Source organism: Streptomyces sp. CRCS-T-1 (assembly GCF_024442335.1).
Classification (GTDB): domain Bacteria; phylum Actinomycetota; class Actinomycetes; order Streptomycetales; family Streptomycetaceae; genus Streptomyces; species Streptomyces koelreuteriae.
The window spans coordinates 1,611,909-1,627,994 of sequence record NZ_CP101651.1 but is presented as its reverse complement, the minus strand read 5'-3'; the positions used below and the strand labels follow the sequence as shown (position 1 = coordinate 1,627,994).

General features: G+C 71.2%; 17 protein-coding genes. 7 read left to right on the top strand and 10 right to left on the bottom strand.

Annotation, left to right across the window (positions count from 1 at the left end):
- Nucleotides 1–76 precede the first annotated feature (76 nt).
- Entirely contained in the window at nt 77–1,015 is a 939-nt protein-coding gene (locus NNW99_RS07220) for a Dyp-type peroxidase (RefSeq protein WP_215117870.1), read from the top strand.
- A gap of 17 nt (nt 1,016–1,032) precedes the next feature.
- On the opposite strand, the gene NNW99_RS07215 is transcribed toward NNW99_RS07220, so the two are convergent.
- From NNW99_RS07215 to NNW99_RS07200, 4 genes are read right to left on the bottom strand one after another with little or no spacing between them, the layout of a single operon-like run.
- On the bottom strand, nt 1,033–1,575 hold the full coding sequence (locus NNW99_RS07215) for an MOSC domain-containing protein (RefSeq protein ID WP_215117869.1): 543 nt from the start codon (nt 1,573–1,575) through the stop codon (nt 1,033–1,035).
- Between the two features lie 41 nt (nt 1,576–1,616).
- Nucleotides 1,617–2,360 (bottom strand): FAD:protein FMN transferase, encoded by a 744-nt coding sequence (locus tag NNW99_RS07210; protein WP_215117868.1) that lies wholly within the window; start codon nt 2,358–2,360, stop codon nt 1,617–1,619.
- Between the two features lie 4 nt (nt 2,361–2,364).
- Complete coding sequence (locus NNW99_RS07205; RefSeq protein ID WP_215117867.1) at nt 2,365–2,778, bottom strand: FMN-binding protein; 414 nt, start codon at nt 2,776–2,778, stop codon at nt 2,365–2,367.
- A gap of 13 nt (nt 2,779–2,791) precedes the next feature.
- Nucleotides 2,792–4,132: a ferric reductase-like transmembrane domain-containing protein gene (locus NNW99_RS07200; protein ID WP_215117866.1), complete on the bottom strand. Its 1,341-nt coding sequence runs from the start codon at nt 4,130–4,132 to the stop codon at nt 2,792–2,794.
- A 152-nt stretch (nt 4,133–4,284) separates the two neighbouring features.
- Here NNW99_RS07200 and NNW99_RS07195 point away from each other — a divergent pair, with 152 nt between their 5' ends.
- The 6 genes from NNW99_RS07195 (at nt 4,285) to NNW99_RS07170 (ending at nt 10,044) form a co-directional block, all read left to right on the top strand.
- Nucleotides 4,285–4,983, top strand: a complete 699-nt coding sequence (locus NNW99_RS07195; protein WP_215124190.1) for a response regulator transcription factor — start codon at nt 4,285–4,287, stop codon at nt 4,981–4,983.
- The gene (locus NNW99_RS07190) at nt 4,980–6,467 is read left to right on the top strand and encodes a cell wall metabolism sensor histidine kinase WalK (protein WP_215117865.1); all 1,488 of its coding nucleotides are present in this window, start codon (nt 4,980–4,982) and stop codon (nt 6,465–6,467) included. Before NNW99_RS07195 ends, NNW99_RS07190 begins: the two co-directional genes overlap by 4 nt.
- A gap of 66 nt (nt 6,468–6,533) precedes the next feature.
- Nucleotides 6,534–7,667, top strand: a complete 1,134-nt coding sequence (locus NNW99_RS07185; RefSeq protein WP_215117864.1) for an ABC transporter ATP-binding protein — start codon at nt 6,534–6,536, stop codon at nt 7,665–7,667.
- Nucleotides 7,664–8,362, top strand: a complete 699-nt coding sequence (locus tag NNW99_RS07180; protein WP_215117863.1) for an ABC transporter permease — start codon at nt 7,664–7,666, stop codon at nt 8,360–8,362. Before NNW99_RS07185 ends, NNW99_RS07180 begins: the two co-directional genes overlap by 4 nt.
- On the top strand, nt 8,359–9,024 hold the full coding sequence (locus NNW99_RS07175) for an ABC transporter permease (protein ID WP_215117862.1): 666 nt from the start codon (nt 8,359–8,361) through the stop codon (nt 9,022–9,024). Before NNW99_RS07180 ends, NNW99_RS07175 begins: the two co-directional genes overlap by 4 nt.
- 63 nt (nt 9,025–9,087) lie before the next feature.
- On the top strand, nt 9,088–10,044 hold the full coding sequence (locus NNW99_RS07170) for an ABC transporter substrate-binding protein (protein ID WP_215117861.1): 957 nt from the start codon (nt 9,088–9,090) through the stop codon (nt 10,042–10,044).
- A 55-nt stretch (nt 10,045–10,099) separates the two neighbouring features.
- On the opposite strand, the gene NNW99_RS07165 is transcribed toward NNW99_RS07170, so the two are convergent.
- From NNW99_RS07165 to NNW99_RS07140, 6 genes are all read right to left on the bottom strand, one after another.
- The gene (locus NNW99_RS07165; protein WP_215117860.1) at nt 10,100–10,684 is read right to left on the bottom strand and encodes an ATP/GTP-binding protein; all 585 of its coding nucleotides are present in this window, start codon (nt 10,682–10,684) and stop codon (nt 10,100–10,102) included.
- The gene (locus NNW99_RS07160; protein WP_215117859.1) at nt 10,671–11,030 is read right to left on the bottom strand and encodes a DUF742 domain-containing protein; all 360 of its coding nucleotides are present in this window, start codon (nt 11,028–11,030) and stop codon (nt 10,671–10,673) included. The genes NNW99_RS07165 and NNW99_RS07160 overlap by 14 nt, the downstream gene beginning before the upstream one ends.
- Before the next feature lies 1 nt (nt 11,031).
- Nucleotides 11,032–11,463 carry a roadblock/LC7 domain-containing protein gene (locus NNW99_RS07155; RefSeq protein WP_020271575.1) on the bottom strand — a complete coding sequence of 144 codons (432 nt, stop codon included), beginning with the start codon at nt 11,461–11,463 and terminating at the stop codon, nt 11,032–11,034.
- A gap of 14 nt (nt 11,464–11,477) precedes the next feature.
- Nucleotides 11,478–13,796: a nitrate- and nitrite sensing domain-containing protein gene (locus tag NNW99_RS07150; protein WP_215117858.1), complete on the bottom strand. Its 2,319-nt coding sequence runs from the start codon at nt 13,794–13,796 to the stop codon at nt 11,478–11,480.
- Between the two features lie 131 nt (nt 13,797–13,927).
- Nucleotides 13,928–14,938: a substrate-binding domain-containing protein gene (locus NNW99_RS07145; RefSeq protein WP_215117857.1), complete on the bottom strand. Its 1,011-nt coding sequence runs from the start codon at nt 14,936–14,938 to the stop codon at nt 13,928–13,930.
- A 213-nt stretch (nt 14,939–15,151) separates the two neighbouring features.
- Nucleotides 15,152–15,979, bottom strand: coding sequence for an SAM-dependent methyltransferase (locus NNW99_RS07140; protein ID WP_215117856.1), 828 nt, complete (start codon nt 15,977–15,979; stop codon nt 15,152–15,154).
- Between the last annotated feature and the right edge of the window lie 107 nt (nt 15,980–16,086).

Genomic DNA, 16,086 nt, shown 5'->3' with positions numbered 1-16,086 from the left:
GTGTCAGGGGCGTGGGCCGCGCCGCCCCGGAGGGGGAGCGGGCGGGCCCTGTCGGCCGGCGAAGGGATGGGAAGCCATGACGTCACCGCTGCCCCCGGGAGAGACGCTGTCACAGCCGGTGCTGAACCCGCCGGCATCGATCGCGGTGTTCCTGGTCGCCACGATCGAACCCGGCGGGGAGACCGCCGTACGGGAGGCGCTGGGCTCCCTCGCGGGCCTGGTGCGCTCCGTCGGTTTCCCCAGCCCCGACGGCGGTCTCGGCTGTGTCGCCGGGGTCGGGTCCCGGGCCTGGGGACGGCTGTTCGGCGGCCTCCGGCCCGCCGAACTGCACCCGTTCCGCGAACTGGCAGGGCCCCGGCACCACGCCCCGGCCACCCCGGGCGACCTGTTCTTCCACATCAAGGCCGCCCGCACCGACCTGTGCTTCGCGCTCGCCGCCGAGCTGGTGCGGCGGCTGCGCGGCGCGGTCACCGTACGGGACGAGACACAGGCCTTCGCCTACTTCGACTCGCGCAACCTCCTCGGCTTCGTCGACGGCACCGAGAACCCCGTCGGCCCGCCGGCCGCCGACGCGGCACTGGTCGGTGAGGAGGATCCCGCCTTCCGCGGCGGCAGTTACGCGATGGTGCAGAAGTATCTGCACGACGTGGACGCGTGGGAGGCCCTCGCCGTGGAGGCCCAGGAGAAGGTGATCGGCCGCACGAAGCTCACCAACCTCGAACTCGACGCGCCCGGCTCCCACAAGGACGTCAACACCGTCCTCGGCCCGGACGGCTCGGAGCAGAAGATCCTGCGCTCCGCGATGCCGTTCGGCAGGCCGGGGCACGGGGAGTTCGGCACGTACTTCGTGGCCTACGCGCGCACGCCCGGGATACCCGAGACGATGCTGCGCAAGATGTTCCTCGGCGGGCCGGGCTCGGGTCCCGACCCGCTGCTGGACTACTCACGGGCCGTCACCGGCAGCCTGTTCTTCATACCGCCGGCGGACTTCCTGGAGGCCTTGCCGGAGGGCTGACGGGGCCCCGTCTGTGATCAGACGCGTTCCAGCGGCCGGTGCGGTTCCTCGGGGAGCCGCACCTCGACGGTGTCGCCGGGGCGTACGACGCCGCCTTCCCGGACGACGCTCATGATGCCGGCCTTGCGCACGATCCGGCCCGCCTCGTCACGGCCGACGACCTGCTTCAGCAGCCCGTCCTGGAAGGCGTCGATCTGGATGCACGGGTTGCGCAGGCCCGTCACCTCCACCACCGCGGCCTCGCCGATGTGCAGCAGGGTGCCGGCCGGCAGGCCGAGCAGGTCGATGCCGCGGGTGGTGATGTTCTCCCCGAGGGCGCCGGGCGCCACCTCGAACCCCGCGTCCGCGACCTCGGCGAAGAGCTCCTCGTGGATGAGATGCACCTGGCGCAGGTTCGGCTGGGTGGGGTCCTGGGCGATCCGCGAACGGTGCTTGACCGTCACGCCCGCATGGATGTCGCCCTCCACCCCCAGCCCCGCGAGCAGGGTGATGCTGTCCCGGTTCGGCTTGGTGAACGAGTACTCGCCGTTGCTGCTGACCGCCGTCACCGTCGCGCTCATGCCTTCGGCCCCCTTCCGTCCGGCAGTGATCCTTCAGGAGCCTAACCCGCCGACGCCGGGGCCGTCCGTTCGCTCGCGACCGGGAATCCCGGCGACCGCAGGACCCGGCGCCCGGCGTCCACCGCGAACACCTCGCAGTTCTCCCGGGCCGCCGCCCACTCGACGCCCTCGGCGCCCAGCGCGAAGGCCGCCGTCGCGACGGTGTCGGCCTCGGTCAGGGTGGGGGCGACCACCGTGAGGCTGAGCAGCCCGGTCGCCGGGCGCCCGGTACGGCCGTCGACGATGTGGTCGCCGCGCTCGTAGCGGGCGGACGTCGCGACGGCCCGGTCCGTGAGATCCAGGACCGTGCACAACTGGTCGGCGTGCTCGGGATGCCGTACGCCCACCCGCCAGGGGCCGCCGACGGCGACCACGTCACCGCCCGCGTTGAGGCAGAAGCGCCGTGCCCCGGCCGCCGCCAGCAGCTCCGCCCCCTTCTGCACCGACCAGCCCTTCACCACGGCGCAGGGGTCGAGGCCGCGCCCCGGCAGGCGTACGTCGAACGCGCCCCCGGTCGCGACCCGGTACTCCTCGCACAGGTCCAGAACCTCCCGGAGTGCCGGGCTCGGCTCGGACACCTCGCCGCGGTCCAGCCGCGACACCTCGCTGTCCGGCCGGAACGGGCTGAACCGCGCGTCGACCTCGTGCAGCCAGGCGAAGAGGCCGTCCACCGCCGCCTCGGAGAAGCCCTTGTCGTCGATGCGGACCGACACCGGGAACCCCATCACGTGCTCGACGCGCCGCATCCCCTCAGCCCTTCGCGTCGATGGCGGCCTGGAGCGACTCCTTGTAGCCGTCGCTGGTGACCGTGGCACCGGACACCGTGTCGATGTCCGCGCTCTGCGCCTGGAGCGTCTCCTCGATCAGCTTGGGTACGGCGGCCGTGGTCTGCGGATGGTCCGGCTGCTGCAGCATCCGCACCGAGGCGATCTTGTCGCTCTCGAAGGTGACCTCGACCTGCACCGGGCCCTTCTCGGTGTCGAGGGTCGAGCCCTTCACGACCGTGGTCGTGGAGCCGCCCGACGACGAGGCCGAGGGCGTGGACGCCGGCGCCGCGGCCTCCGTGGCGGTCGACGACGACCCGGTGTCGTGGGAGGGCGCGTAGCGCCAGACCGGGATCAGGCCCGCGACGCTCAGGACGAGGACGGGTATGGCTCGCTTCACGACAATCTCCTCGTCATCCGGCCAGGCTGAAGCGTTCGAAGTGGATCTGCGCCTTGGGCACGTCGAGTTCGCGCAGGCTGCCGAGCACGGCGTTCATCATCGGCGGCGGGCCGCACAGATAGATGTCCCGCCCGGCGATGTCCGGCACCAGCCGGGTGAGTTCCCCGGGCGCCAGCAGGTCCGGCACGGGCGGGCCGGTCACCAGGTGCAGTTCGGCGCCCTTGGCGTGCGCGAGGTCGCGCAGTTCGTCGTAGAGGACGGCGTCCTGGTCCGTGGCGACCCGGTAGATCACGACCGCGTGGCCGCGCAGCTCCTCCAGCAGGGCCCGGATCGGCGTGACTCCGACGCCGCCCGCGATGAGCACCGCGTCGGGGCGGGTGCGGTGCAGGGTGGTGAAGGCGCCGTAGGGGCCCTCGGCGAACACGCGGGTGCCCACCTTCAGGTGCCGCAGGGCCTCGCTGCCGTCGCCCGCGCGCTTGGCGGTCAGCCGCAGCGTACGGCCGTCCGGCGCGGCGGACAGCGAGAACGGGTTGGCCTGCCACCAGCGGTCCTTCGTCAGGAACCGCCACAGGAAGAACTGTCCGGCCCGCGCGGGCAGCCGGTCCAGGTCGCGGCCCGTGATGTAGACGGAGACCACGTGGTCGCTCTCGGGGACGACCGCCGTCACACGGAGCTGGTGGCGGAGGTTGCGCCACAGCGGCAGCACCAGACGCCCCACGAAGACCGAGGCGAGGGCCAGGCCCCACACGGCGTACCAGTACGTCTTCGCCGCGGTCGACGAGGTGAACGTCGTGCCCGCCGCGACCTGGTGCGTGAACGCCAGCACCACCGCGACGTAGGTGTACAGATGGATGAAGTGCCAGGTCTCGTAGGCCAGCCGGCGCCGGGCGGAGCGGGCCGAGACCACACCCACCACGATGACGATCGCCAGGGCGGTGATCGCGCGCAGCACGCCCTCGACGGTCTCGGCGAGGTCCACGAGCTGGTTCACCGGGTCCAGGGACGAGGACTGTGCGTAGCCGAAGACGATGAACACCGCGTGCGCGAGCAGCAGCCACAGCACCGAGAAGCCCGTCCAGCGGTGCCAGGACGTCAGCCGGTCCATGCCGATCCGCCGGTCGAACCACGGCAGCCGCGCCACCAGCAGCAGCTGGAACGCCATGAGCAGCGAACCGTACAGCCCGGTCAGCCGGCCCAGCACGATCAGCGTGTTCGAGGCGAAGCCGGCCTGGACGAAGAACACGGCCACCACGACCGCGTTGGCGAGCAGCAGCGCGTACAGGCCGGTGCGCCCCACCACTCTGGGGCGCACGCCCGCGCGGGTCGCCGCGGGAGGTTCTTGGAGGGTCGTCACGGTCGGCAGCTCCTTGATCGGATCCTGGGACACCGAGCTTGTCGCGGGGGAGCTGTCGAAATACTGTCGCCCGACTTTCAAGTGTTTATCGATCGGGCCGCGAAGGGGCGGACGGCTATGGAGGCGAGGGACAGGTGAAGCACTATGAGCGGGTGGAAAAAGTACGCCTCCTCGTCGTCGACGACGACCCGCCCATCGCCGATCTCGTCGCGACCGTCGCCCGCTACGAGGGCTGGGACGCGGTCACGGCGTACACCGGCGAGGACGCGCTGAAGCGGGCCGCCGAGTTCCACCCGGACATCGTGGTGCTCGACCTGATGCTGCCCGGCGTGGACGGCTTCGGCGTCCTGGACCGGCTGCGCGCCTCCGGGACGATGGTGCCGGTGGTGTTCCTCACCGCGCGCGACGGCGTCGCCGACCGGGTCGCGGGCCTGACGCGGGGCGGTGACGACTACCTGGTCAAGCCGTTCGCCGTGGAGGAGCTGATGGCCCGGCTGCGGACCGTGCTGCGGCGCAGCGCCGGACCCTCCTTCCAGCGGTCCGTGCTCCAGGTCGGCGATCTGACGATGGACGAGGACACCCGCGAGGTGCGGCGCGGCGAGCGGCTGCTGTCGCTGACCCCGACCGAGTACGAGGTGCTGCGCTACCTCATGCGCAAGTCGCCCACCGTCCTCACGAAGGCGCAGATCCTCGACCACGTCTGGGAGTACGGCTTCGGCGGCCGCTCCAACGTCGTCGAGCTGGTCGTCAGCCGGCTGCGCCGCAAGCTCGACGAGACCGACGACGGCGGCGCGCCCCTGATCCACACCGTGCGGGGCTTCGGATACGTGCTGCGGCAGGCCTCCGAGTGATCGCCCGGCTGCGGAGCACCTACCGCAGGATGCGCCTGGGCACCCGGCTGGCCCTCGGCCTCGGCGCCCTGGCGCTGGTCGTGTTCGCCGTCGTCGGCACCGCCCTGACCACCTATATGCGGGACTACCTCTCGGCCCAGCTCGACACCCAGCTCGCCCAGGCCCAGATCGCCCAGTCCAAGAGCATCGCGGACTACGGCACCCTCTCGGGCAAGAAGTACTACAGCTGGTTCTACGCCGTGTACGACGTCTCGGACGGCAGACCCGAGCTCCGCAGACCCGAGGACCCCGCCGACCTGCCCAAGGACGTCGACGACTTCACCTCCCTGGCCCGGGCGCAGACCGCCGCGCACACCGAGGTCCTGCGCACCGAGCACCTCAAGGGCGCCGGCTCCTACCGGCTGCGCGCCTGCCAGGTGGAGCCCGGGGTCGTCCTGGTCAGCGCCGCGCCCATGGAGGACATCGAGGACACGGTCGGGCAGCTCATCACCATCCAGGTCGTCATCTTCGGGGCCGCGCTGCTCGCGCTGGTCGTCTTCGGCCGCAGGACGCTGCGCCGCGGACTGAAGCCCCTCAGCGACATGGCGTCCACCGCGCACGGCATCGCCTCGCACGATCTGACCGAGTCCGCGGCCCGGCTGTCGCTGCGCGCCGACGGCCGGGACGGCGGGCCCGAGGTGGACGAACTGCGGACCGCCTTCAACACGATGCTGGAGCACATCGACCACTCCCTCGGCGTGCGCGCCGAGGCCGAGCAGCGGCTGCGCCGCTTCGTCGCCGACGCCTCGCACGAGCTGCGCACCCCGCTGATGTCGGTACGCGGCTACGCCGACCTCTTCCAGTACGCCGCCGCCAACGCCCCCGAGGAACGCGACCGGCATCTGGCCCGGCTGCGCGCCGAGGCCGCCCGCATGGGCGTCCTCCTGGACGACCTGCTGCTGCTCGCCCGGCTGGACGCGGCGGAGGTGGAGGAGCCGCTGCGACTGGAGGACGCCGACCTGGTCGAGTTGGCGGGCCAGGCCGCGGACGCCTTCCGCGCGGGCCGTCCCGACCATGAGCTGACCGTGCTCGCGGGTCCGCGTCCGGTGCGGCTGCGGATGGACCCGCTGCGCATCCGGCAGGTCGTCGACAACCTCCTCGCCAACGCCGCCGTGCACACCCCCGCCGGGACGAAGGTGTCCGTGGAGGTGTGCGTCGCGCCCGGCTCGGCCGAGGTGCGGGTCGCCGACACCGGTCCGGGCATCCCGCCCGACGACCGGGCCCGGGTCTTCGACCGCTTCTACCGCGTCGACAAGGCCCGCAGCCGCGACCGCGGCGGCAGCGGCCTCGGCCTCGCGGTCGCCCAGTCCCTCGTCCGGGCCCACGGCGGTCGCATCGAGCTGGACAGCGAGCCGGGGGCGACGGTGTTCACCGTCCGCCTGCCGCTGAACGGGAACGGGAATGAGCCACCGGCCGCCCAGGGGCCGGAAAACACCGCGGTCTAGACTCGTCCGGCACAGCCCGTACGACCATGGCCAGACGTCTCCGCCAACCCGAAGGGCCCCGGCGCCTTGATACGGATCGAATCAGTCACCAAGCGGTACCCGGACGGCACGGTGGCGGTCGACCGGCTCTCCATGGAGATACCCGACCGCTCGATCACCGTCCTCGTCGGACCCTCGGGCTGCGGCAAGACGACCACCCTGCGGATGATCAACAGAATGGTCGAGCCGAGCGAGGGAACGATCCTCCTCGACGGCGAGGACATCCAGCGGCAGCCCGTCACCACCCTGCGCCGGTCCATGGGCTACGTCATCCAGAACGCCGGACTCTTCCAGCACCGCACGATCGTCGACAACATCGCGACCGTGCCCCGCATGCTCGGCTGGGGCAAGCAGAAGGCCCGGGCCCGGGCGGCCGAACTGATGGAGCGCGTGGGCCTCGACGCCGCGCTCGCCAAGCGGTACCCGTACCAGCTGTCCGGCGGCCAGCAGCAGCGCGTCGGCGTGGCCCGGGCGCTCGCCGCCGACCCGCCGGTGCTGCTCATGGACGAGCCGTTCTCGGCGGTCGACCCCGTGGTGCGCAAGGTCCTCCAGGACGAACTGCTGCGCATCCAGGAAGAGCTGGGCAAGACCATCGTCTTCGTCACCCACGACATCGACGAGGCGATCAAGCTCGGCACGATGGTCGCCGTACTGCGGGAAGGCGGCCACCTCGCCCAGTACGCACCGCCCGCCGAACTGCTCTCCAACCCCGCCGACTCCTTCGTCGAGGACTTCCTCGGCGCCGACCGCGGCATCCGGGGCCTGTCCTTCTTCCCGTCCGCCGGGCTCACGCTCACGACCGACCCGGTGATCCGGGTCGACGCCACCGCCGAGCAGATCGCCGCTCCCGACGCCCCCTGGCTCCTGGTGACCGACGCCGACGGCAGGCCGCTCGGCTGGAGCGCGCCGGACGATCTGACGGCCGGTGACATCAGGCCCGACCGGCTCCTGTCCCACGGGCGGCCGTTCGTGCCCGGCACCGACTCGCTGCGGGCCGCCCTCGACTGCGCCGTGCTCTCCCCGACCGGCTGGGCCGTCGCCGTGGACGCCGGCGGACGGGTCACCGGAGTGGTCGAACAGCACACCATCGGCGAGGCCATCCGCAGCGCCCACGAGGCACGGCGCGACGACGAGCGCGACGACGAGAAGGTCGCCGGATGAGCGAGTACCTCCACGACTTCTTCGACATCCCGAGCGATCTCCAGCACAGCTGGTTCGGGCTGATCGGGCTGCACTTGAGGGAGGCCCTGCTGCCGGTGGCGGCCGGACTGCTCCTGGCACTGCCGATCGCCCAGCTCTGTGTGCGCTTCCGCTGGCTGTACCCGCCCGTCCTCGGCCTGACGACCGTCCTCTACGCGATCCCGTCCCTGGCGTTCTTCGTGGTCCTCATCGACTACACCGGGCAGACCGAACTCACCGTCATGATCCCGCTGGCCGTGTACAGCCTGGTGGTGCTCGTCCCGGCGATCGTCGACGGGGTGCGCTCGGTGCCCCCGGAGACCCTGGCCGCCGCCACCGCCATGGGCTTCGGGCCCGTACGGCGGTACTTCCAGGTGCAGTTGCCGATCGCGGTACCGGCGATCATCGCGGGCCTCAGGGTGGCGACCGTGTCGAGCATCTCCCTCGTCAGCGTCGGCATGCTCATCGGCAACCAGGGCGCGCTCGGCAATCTGCTCCACGACGCGCAGATCTACAACCGGCCCGAGCTCACCTGGAACTCCGTGATCACCACGGCGCTCCTGGCGATCCTCGTCGACGCCCTGCTGGTCCTCGTCCGGGTGCTGCTGACGCCCTGGATGCCGAGCGGGAGGGCCCGTCGCAAGCCGGCGCCCGCCCTTGAGGAAGCCGCCCGGTGAACGTACTCAACTTCGTCCACGCGTTCTTCAGCGACAGCGCCCACTGGCAGGGCTACGACGGCATCCCGGCCCGGCTCGGGGAGCACGTCCAGTACACCCTGGAGGCGCTGCTCCTGGCCGCCGCGATCGGGCTGCCGATCGGCCTGGTCACCGGGCACTACGGGCGCGGCGGCAACGCCCTGTCCCTGGTCGCCACCGCCGGGCGGGCCCTGCCCAGCTTCGGTCTGCTGGTGCTGATGACCACCCTGCTGGGCTTCGGGATGCTGCCCGTGATGATCCCGCTGGTCATCCTCGCCGTCCCGCCGATCCTGGTCACCACCTACGAGGCGATGCGCTCCGTCGACCCCTCGCCGGTGGACGCCGCCCGCGGCATGGGCATGCACGAGTCCCGGATCCTCTTCCAGGTGGAACTGCCGGTCGCCCTGCCGCTGATCCTCAGCGGTCTGCGCTCGGCGGCCATCCAGATCGTGTCGACGGCCACCATCGCCGCCTACGTCAGCCTGGGCGGTCTCGGCCGCTACATCGTGGACGGCCTTTACCAGCGCAACTACGAGAAGGTGGTGGGCGGCGCGACGCTGGTGGCCGTCCTCGCGCTGGTCACGCTCGCCCTGTTCTGGGCGGCGGCCCGGGTCGCGGTGTCTCCGGGTGTGCGCAGGAGATGACGCCAATTGGTGACCAAGCTGCTCTTGACTGACCGAATATCCGCTGGCTTGGATCAGTGGGTGATGACTACACGGAAGAGCAGCACCCGGTCCATATCGAGGCACCCCGGCGCGGCAGCGGTCGCGCTGGCCGCGGCGGCAGCTCTTCTCGGGGGCTGTTCCTCCGGCGGCACCTCCGACGACCCGCTCAAGGGCGGCGGGGCGGAGGGCGGGGCCGTCGTCGTCGGCTCCAACAACTTCGCCGAGTCCATCCTGCTCGCCGACATCTACGGCGAGGCCCTCAAGGCCAAGGGCATCAAGGTCACCTACAAGCCCAACATCGGCAGCCGCGAGACCACCTACGGCCTGATGAAGAACGGCAGCGTCACGGTGCTGCCGGAGTACAACGGCTCCCTGCTGGCCTACCTCGACGCCAAGGCCAAGCCGAAGACGGTCGAGGAGACCACGACCGCCATCAACGGCAAGCTCGACTCCCAGCTGGAGCTGCTGAAGCCGTCGGCCGCGCAGAACAAGGACTCCGTGACGGTCAACGCGGAGACCGCGAAGAAGTACAAGCTGACCGCGGACTCCTCCATCGCGGACCTCAAGGACGTCGCGAAGGACCTGGACTTCGGCGGCTCCCCGGAGTTCCAGACCCGGCACCAGGGCCTGGTGGGCCTGAAGTCCGTCTACGGTCTCGAGTTCAAGTCCTTCAAGTCCCTCGACGCGGGCGGTCCGCTGACCCAGGCGGCGCTGAAGAAGAACACCGTGCAGGCCGCGGACCTCTTCACCACCGACCCGACCATCGCCCGGGACAAGTTCGTCGTCCTGAAGGACCCGGAGAACCTCTTCGGCTTCCAGAACGTGCAGCCGCTGGTCCGCAAGGGCGAGCTGTCCAAGGAGGGCGCCGCGGCACTCGACGCGGTCTCGGCCAAGCTCGACACGAAGGCCCTGCTCGAACTGGACGCGCGGGTACAGCTGGAGAAGCAGGACCCGCTGGACGTCGCCAAGGCCTGGCTGAAGTCGGCGGGCCTGACCTGACGTTCCGCTCCCACGGCCCGGGCGGTGCGCACCGCCCGGGCCGCGGCATGTCGCCCTAGGCCTGCACGGCCGACGCGATCAACTGGTCGATCAGGGCGATCAGCACGTCCCGGCACGACTCCCGGTCCCGCGCGTCGCACAGCAGCACCCGCACATGCTCCGGCAAGGCGAGGGCGTCCCGGATGTCCTCGGGCGGATACGGGTGCTTGCCGTGGAAGCCGTTGACCCCGACGACGAACGGGATCTTCCGGCGTTCGAAGAAGTCGATCGCGGCGAAACTGGACTCGGGTCTGCGGACGTCGACCAGGACCACGGCGCCCAGCGCGCCGAGCGCCAGGTCGTTCCACATGAACCAGAACCGCTGCTGCCCCGGTGTACCGAACAGGTACAGCACCAGTTCCCGGCTGATGGTGATTCTGCCGAAGTCCAGGGCCACCGTGGTGGCGCGCTTCTCCTCGATGCCGTCGAGGTCGTCGATGCCCAGACCGGCCATGGTCAGGGGTTCCTCGGTGCGCAGCGGGGCGATCTCGCTGACCGACCCGACCATGGTGGTCTTGCCCACGCCGAAGCCTCCGGCGATGAGGATCTTGACCGTGTCGGGTGCCGAGGACGCGTCCGTGACGGGGTCAGAGCCGGCCAAGGCCGTCCCTCACTTTCTGCAGCAGGTCCAGGTCCGGAGTGGTACGGGAGACGAGGCGCGGCGGGCGTACGGTGATCCGGCCCGCCTCCAGCAGGTCGCAGAGCAGGATGACGACCACGCTCACCGGCAGGTCCAGCCGCGCGGCCAGCTCCGCCACGGCGAGCGGCTCGGCACACAGCCTCAGGATGCGGGTGTGCTCGGGCTGGCACCGGGCCGCGGTGGCCGGCGGCGGATCGACCGCGGTCACCGTCGCGATGAGCGTGAAGTCGGCGCGGCTGGGCCGGGTCCGGCCACCGGTCAGCGCGAACGGTCGTACGAGCCGGCCCGCCGAGTCGCCTTCGCCCACCTCACACGCCTGGGTCGACGACGGGTCCGGCCATGCCCCGCGGTGCCGCGCTGAGGTGCTCGCCGATCTTCTTCACCAGCATGTTCATCTGGTACGCCACCACACCGACGTCCGCGCCCGGGCCGGTCAGCACCACCAGATGGGCGCCGGGGCCGGCGGAGGTCAGGATCAGATAGCTGTTGGCCATCTCGATGAGTGCCTGGCGCACCGGACCGCCCCGGAAGTCCATGCTGACGCCCTTGCTCAGGCTCATCAGACCGGACGCGGTCGCCGCGAGCCGCTCGGCGTCGTCGCGCAGGAACCCGGTGGACTTGCTGACCACCAGGCCGTCCTCGGAGAGCACCACGGCCTGGTTCACATCGGCGACCCGCTCCACGAGTCCGGTCAGCAGCTGGTCGAGCTGGGTGTGGGTGGCGGGGATGGGGCGTGTCATTGCGGAGTCCTTCGTCAGCGGTCGGCGGGCGGAGTCGAGGGGAGGGAATCGGCGGTGGCCTGCCGGGGTGGTGCGGCCGGGTCCTCGTCACGGGCCCGGAGCGTGCCGCGCTGGAAACCGGCCAGGGAGGAGGCGGCGGCTTCCGCGGTGAAGTCGTCGAGGGAGTCGTCGTCGCGCTCGGGCGCGGACTCCTCACGCAGTTCGTCGACCAGGCTGGTCTGCGGCACCCGCCGGGGCAGCGGGGCGAGACCGTCCCCGCGGGGGGTGCGAGCGGCGGGTGCGGTCCGGGCCGCGACGAGGGGCCGAGGCTCCTCACGAGCGGAAACGGCGTCCTCGGTTCTGCCGGAGACGCTCTCGGGCACCTCGGCGGGCTTGGCGTCCGCCGAGTCCTGCTCGGGCGACGGGGTCTCCCGGACCACGATGTCGTGCGGTATCAGCACGATCGCCGTGGTCCCGCCGTACGGCGACAGCCGCAGGGTGGCGGTGATGCCGTGCCGGTGGGCGAGCTGGGCGATCACGAACATGCCGAGGCGCAGATCGTCGGCGAGGGCGACCACGTCGAACTGCGGGGGCACCGCGAGCTGTTCGTTGAAGGACGCGTAGTCCTCCTCCGACATGCCGAGGCCGCGGTCCTCGACCTCGACGGCGAGGCCCTTGGCGACCATCCCGGCCCGCACCGTGACGGGGCTCGGGGCGGGGGAGTAGGCGGTCGCGTTGTCGATGAGCTCGGCCAGCAGATGGATGACGTCGGCGACCGCGGGAGGGGCGACGTACACCTCCTCCTCGGTGTGCACGTCCACCCGCTGGTACTCGGCGACCTCGCCGACCGCGCTGCGCAGGATGTCCATCAGCGCGACCGGCTCGGCCCAGCTGCGGCCCGGCCGTTCGCCGCTGACGATGACGAGGTTCTCCTCGTAGCGACGCAACTGGCTGGCTGTGGAGTCCAGTTCGTACAGGCCCTTGAGGATGTCGGGGTCGCTGTGCTCGCGCTCCAGCGCGTCGAGCTTGCTGAGCTGGAGGTTGACCAGGTTCTGGCTCTGCCGGGCGATGCCCAGGATGACCTTCTGGAAGCCGCGCCGGGTGTCGGCGAGTTCGACCGCGGTGTGCACGGCCGTGCGCTGGGCGGTGTTGAACGCCTGGGCCACCTGGCCGAGTTCGTCGTGCCCGTAGTCCAGCGGGGTCGTCGCCGACTCCGGGTCGACCGTCTCGCCCCGCTCCAGCCGCGCCACCACGTCCGGCAGCCGCTCCTCGGCGAGGCTGAGCGTGGCCAGGCGCAGACCGCGCAGCCGCCGGGACAGCGAGCGGGTGATCCGCCAGGACATGCCGACGCACAGCAGCAGCGCGAGCAGTCCGCCGGCGCTCAGGGACGCCGCCTTGATCAGCGTCCCGTCCGCCTTGTCGGCACTGCGCTCCAGCAGCCCCGTCGTCTGCTGCTCGATGAGGCTCGCGTAGTGCGCGGACAGCTTGTCCATGGCGGCGTTCCACCGCTTCTGGGCGTCCGGCAGGGCGATCCGGTCCGCGTCGGCGCTGGAGTTCCGGGCCGCCAGCACCTGGTCCTCGATCGACTCCAGCGTCCGCCACTCCGGGCTCGCCAGGATCCGCTCGGTCCGTGCCTTGGCCTCGCCGGTGAGCTGGGGCACGACCTGGTCCTGGACCAGCCAGCGCCGGGTGTTGACGAGTTCCGCGTACTGCACCCACGCCTTGTCGTCCAGATGTCCCGACGGCCAGGCCAGGGTCAGCTGCGCGTCCTCCCGGGAGACCAGCTCCGCCGCGTGTTCCAGCGCGACCAGCGGGCCGGCCTGCGAGGTGAGGTCGCCGTCGTCGACCTGGGAGAGCTCCTGGAAGGCGTGGATCTGGTCGTCGATGATCGAGGAGTACTGGTCCAGCGCCTGCTGGGGGGTGATGTCGGTGGGGTCGTCCACCTGGTCCCGGTAGTACTCCAGGCTTCCCACCGAGCCCAGCACCGAGTACAGCCGGTCGGAGATGCGGGCAGGCGCCTTCTCGATCGCGTCGGCCTGCCCGACCAGCTTCGCGACGGCCTTGTCGGTCTCCTCGCGCTGCGCGTCGAGGGCGGTCCGGGAGCCGTGCGGCGAGGCCAGCCAGGCGGCGGACAGGCTGCGTTCCCGCTGCAGCGCGAGCGTCGCGTCGGTGCCCATGGCGCCGGTCGAGCGGCTCAGCTCCGTCTGGTCGCGCAGCCGCAGGCCCTCCGAGAACATCTGGATCGTCGTCACACCCCACATGGCGGCGAGGGTGACGCTGGGCACCAGGGCCAGCAGCCACAGGGAGAGGCGTATGGAACCGAGACGGCGCCGGGCACCTGTCCGTCGAGACATCGTCGTCCTAGGGCGATCAGCGGGGAGCGAGGAACGGGGAAGATGGGATGCGCAGGATGTTATCCGTACAAGTGGGGGTGCGAACCGGGCCTGACCGAATCTTTGGCGACACCATCACAGGAAGTGTCCGGTCACCGGGTTCCGGCGGCCGCGAACCGTGCCACAGCGGACACGTTCGACCTGGTCACGAACGCGGGACCGGTGAGCACCGGGGCCGTTCCGCCGCCGCTGACGTTGCCGTTGGTGCGGTACAGCCACAGGGCGTCCACCGCGAGGTAGCCCTGCAGATACGGCTGCTGGTCCACGGCGAACTGCACATCGCCGCGCTGGACCGCCTTGACCAGATCCTTGTTGAGGTCGAAGGTGGCCACCTCGGTCCTGCTGCGGGCGCCGGCCTGCTCGACGGCCTTGACCGCGCTGAGCGCGAACTGGGCGCCGTTGGTGACGACCTCGTCGATGCTGGTGTCCTGCCGCAGCCGGGACGCGATCGTGGCGGTCACCGCGTCCATGTCGGCGCCGTCCACGTACAGGTTGTCGGTGTCGCCGCCGAACGTCTTCCGCACACCGGCGCAGCGGGCCTCCAGCGCCACATTGCCCCGCTCGTGCACCACGCACAGGGCGTGCTCGGCCTTGACCTCGTCCAGCTTGTCGCCGACGGCCCGGCCGGCGACGGACTCGTCCTGGCCGAAGTACTCCAGGAGTCCCGCGGGCCGCCAGGCGTCGATGCCGGAGTTGAGCCCGACGACGGGGATGCCGGCCGCCCTGGCCTGGGCGACCGGGCCGCGCATCGCCGCCGGCTTGGCCAGCGTCACGGCGATGCCGTCGACCTTGTCGCGGACCGCGTCCTTCACCAGCGCGGCCTGCGCGGCCGGGTCGGAGTCCCCGGCGTACGTCAGGTCGATGCCGTCCTTGGCGGCCGCCGCCTCCGCGCCTCTGCGCACCAGGTCCCAGAAGGCGTCGCCCTTGCCGCCGTGCGTCACGAGGGCGACCTTCATCCCGCCGCCGGACGTGGCCGCCGTGTCCGCCCCGTCGTCGGCCGCGCCGAGGGCGGAGCAGCCGGACACCAGCAGACAGGCGGCCAGGGCCAGGGCCACGGATCGGGAGAGTCTCGCGGAGGTGGGCTGCGGGGGACGAGTGTTCATGGGGGGTGGACCTCGCTGTGCGGCCGAGCAAGAGCAGGGTGAGAGCACAGCGGGGCCGTGAACGTGCACGACCCGATGACTCTCTCTGGCCCGGAGCCAACCGTGTGTGACCACTGGTCGTCAAGTGAGCGGCCACAAGCCGTGAGTTGATGCTGCCGCATCGTGATGATCCGTCCGACGGGCCGAACGGCGAGGTCAGGGCCCCTTTCCCGGCTACGGCTTGCGCGCCACCGCCCCGTACATCGCGATGTCCTCGTCCCGAATCGTGACACCGTTTCCGGCACCGCCGCTTTCCGTACCGTCCGTGCGGTTCGGGCGCCACTTGTGTACCTGCGCGATACCGGGCTCCACCAGGTCGAGACCCTCGAAGAACTCCGCCGCCTCGGGCAGGGTGCGCAGCCGCATCGGCATGCCGCGCGCGGCGTACTCCCGGGCCACCCGGCCGACCTCGTCGGGCGCGAAGTCGGCGGTGCCGACGGACATCGCGAGACAGCTTCCGGGCGGCAGGGGGTCGAGGAGCCGGCGGACGATGCCGACGGCGTCGTGCTCGTCCAGCATGAAGTGCACGATCGCGATGACGGTCAGCGCGACCGGCTCCGACAGATCGAGGGTTTCCCGGAAGCCCGGGGCGCCGAGGATGGCCGCCGGATCGCGCATGTCCTCCTCGACGTACGCCGTCCTTCCCTCGGGCGTGCTCGACAGCAGGTCCTTGGAGAGGGAGAGGACGAGCGGGTCGTTGTCGACGTAGACGACCCGCGCGTCCGGAGCGGCTGCCTGGGCGATCTCGTGCAGGTTGGGCGGGGTCGGGATGCCGGTGCCGATGTCGAGGAACTGGCGTATCCCCGCCTCGGCGGCCAGGTACCGCACGGCGCGGTGCATGAAGTCGCGGTTGGCCCGCATGTGGACCGGCAGCGCGGGCCACTCACGGCACATGGCGTCGCCCGCCTCCCGGTCGGCGGGGTAGTTGTCGTCGCCGCCGAGGATGTAGTCGTAGATCCGCGCGGAGTGCGCGCTCTCGGTGTCGATACGGTGCTCCGGCATCCGGGCCTCCCGGTCATCAACTCGCTTGCCACCGGCCACGGTTGGACCGCTGCGCGCGATTCCATCACTCCTGGCCCCGCGAGGGAAGAAACGGCTTTCCGGGGCGG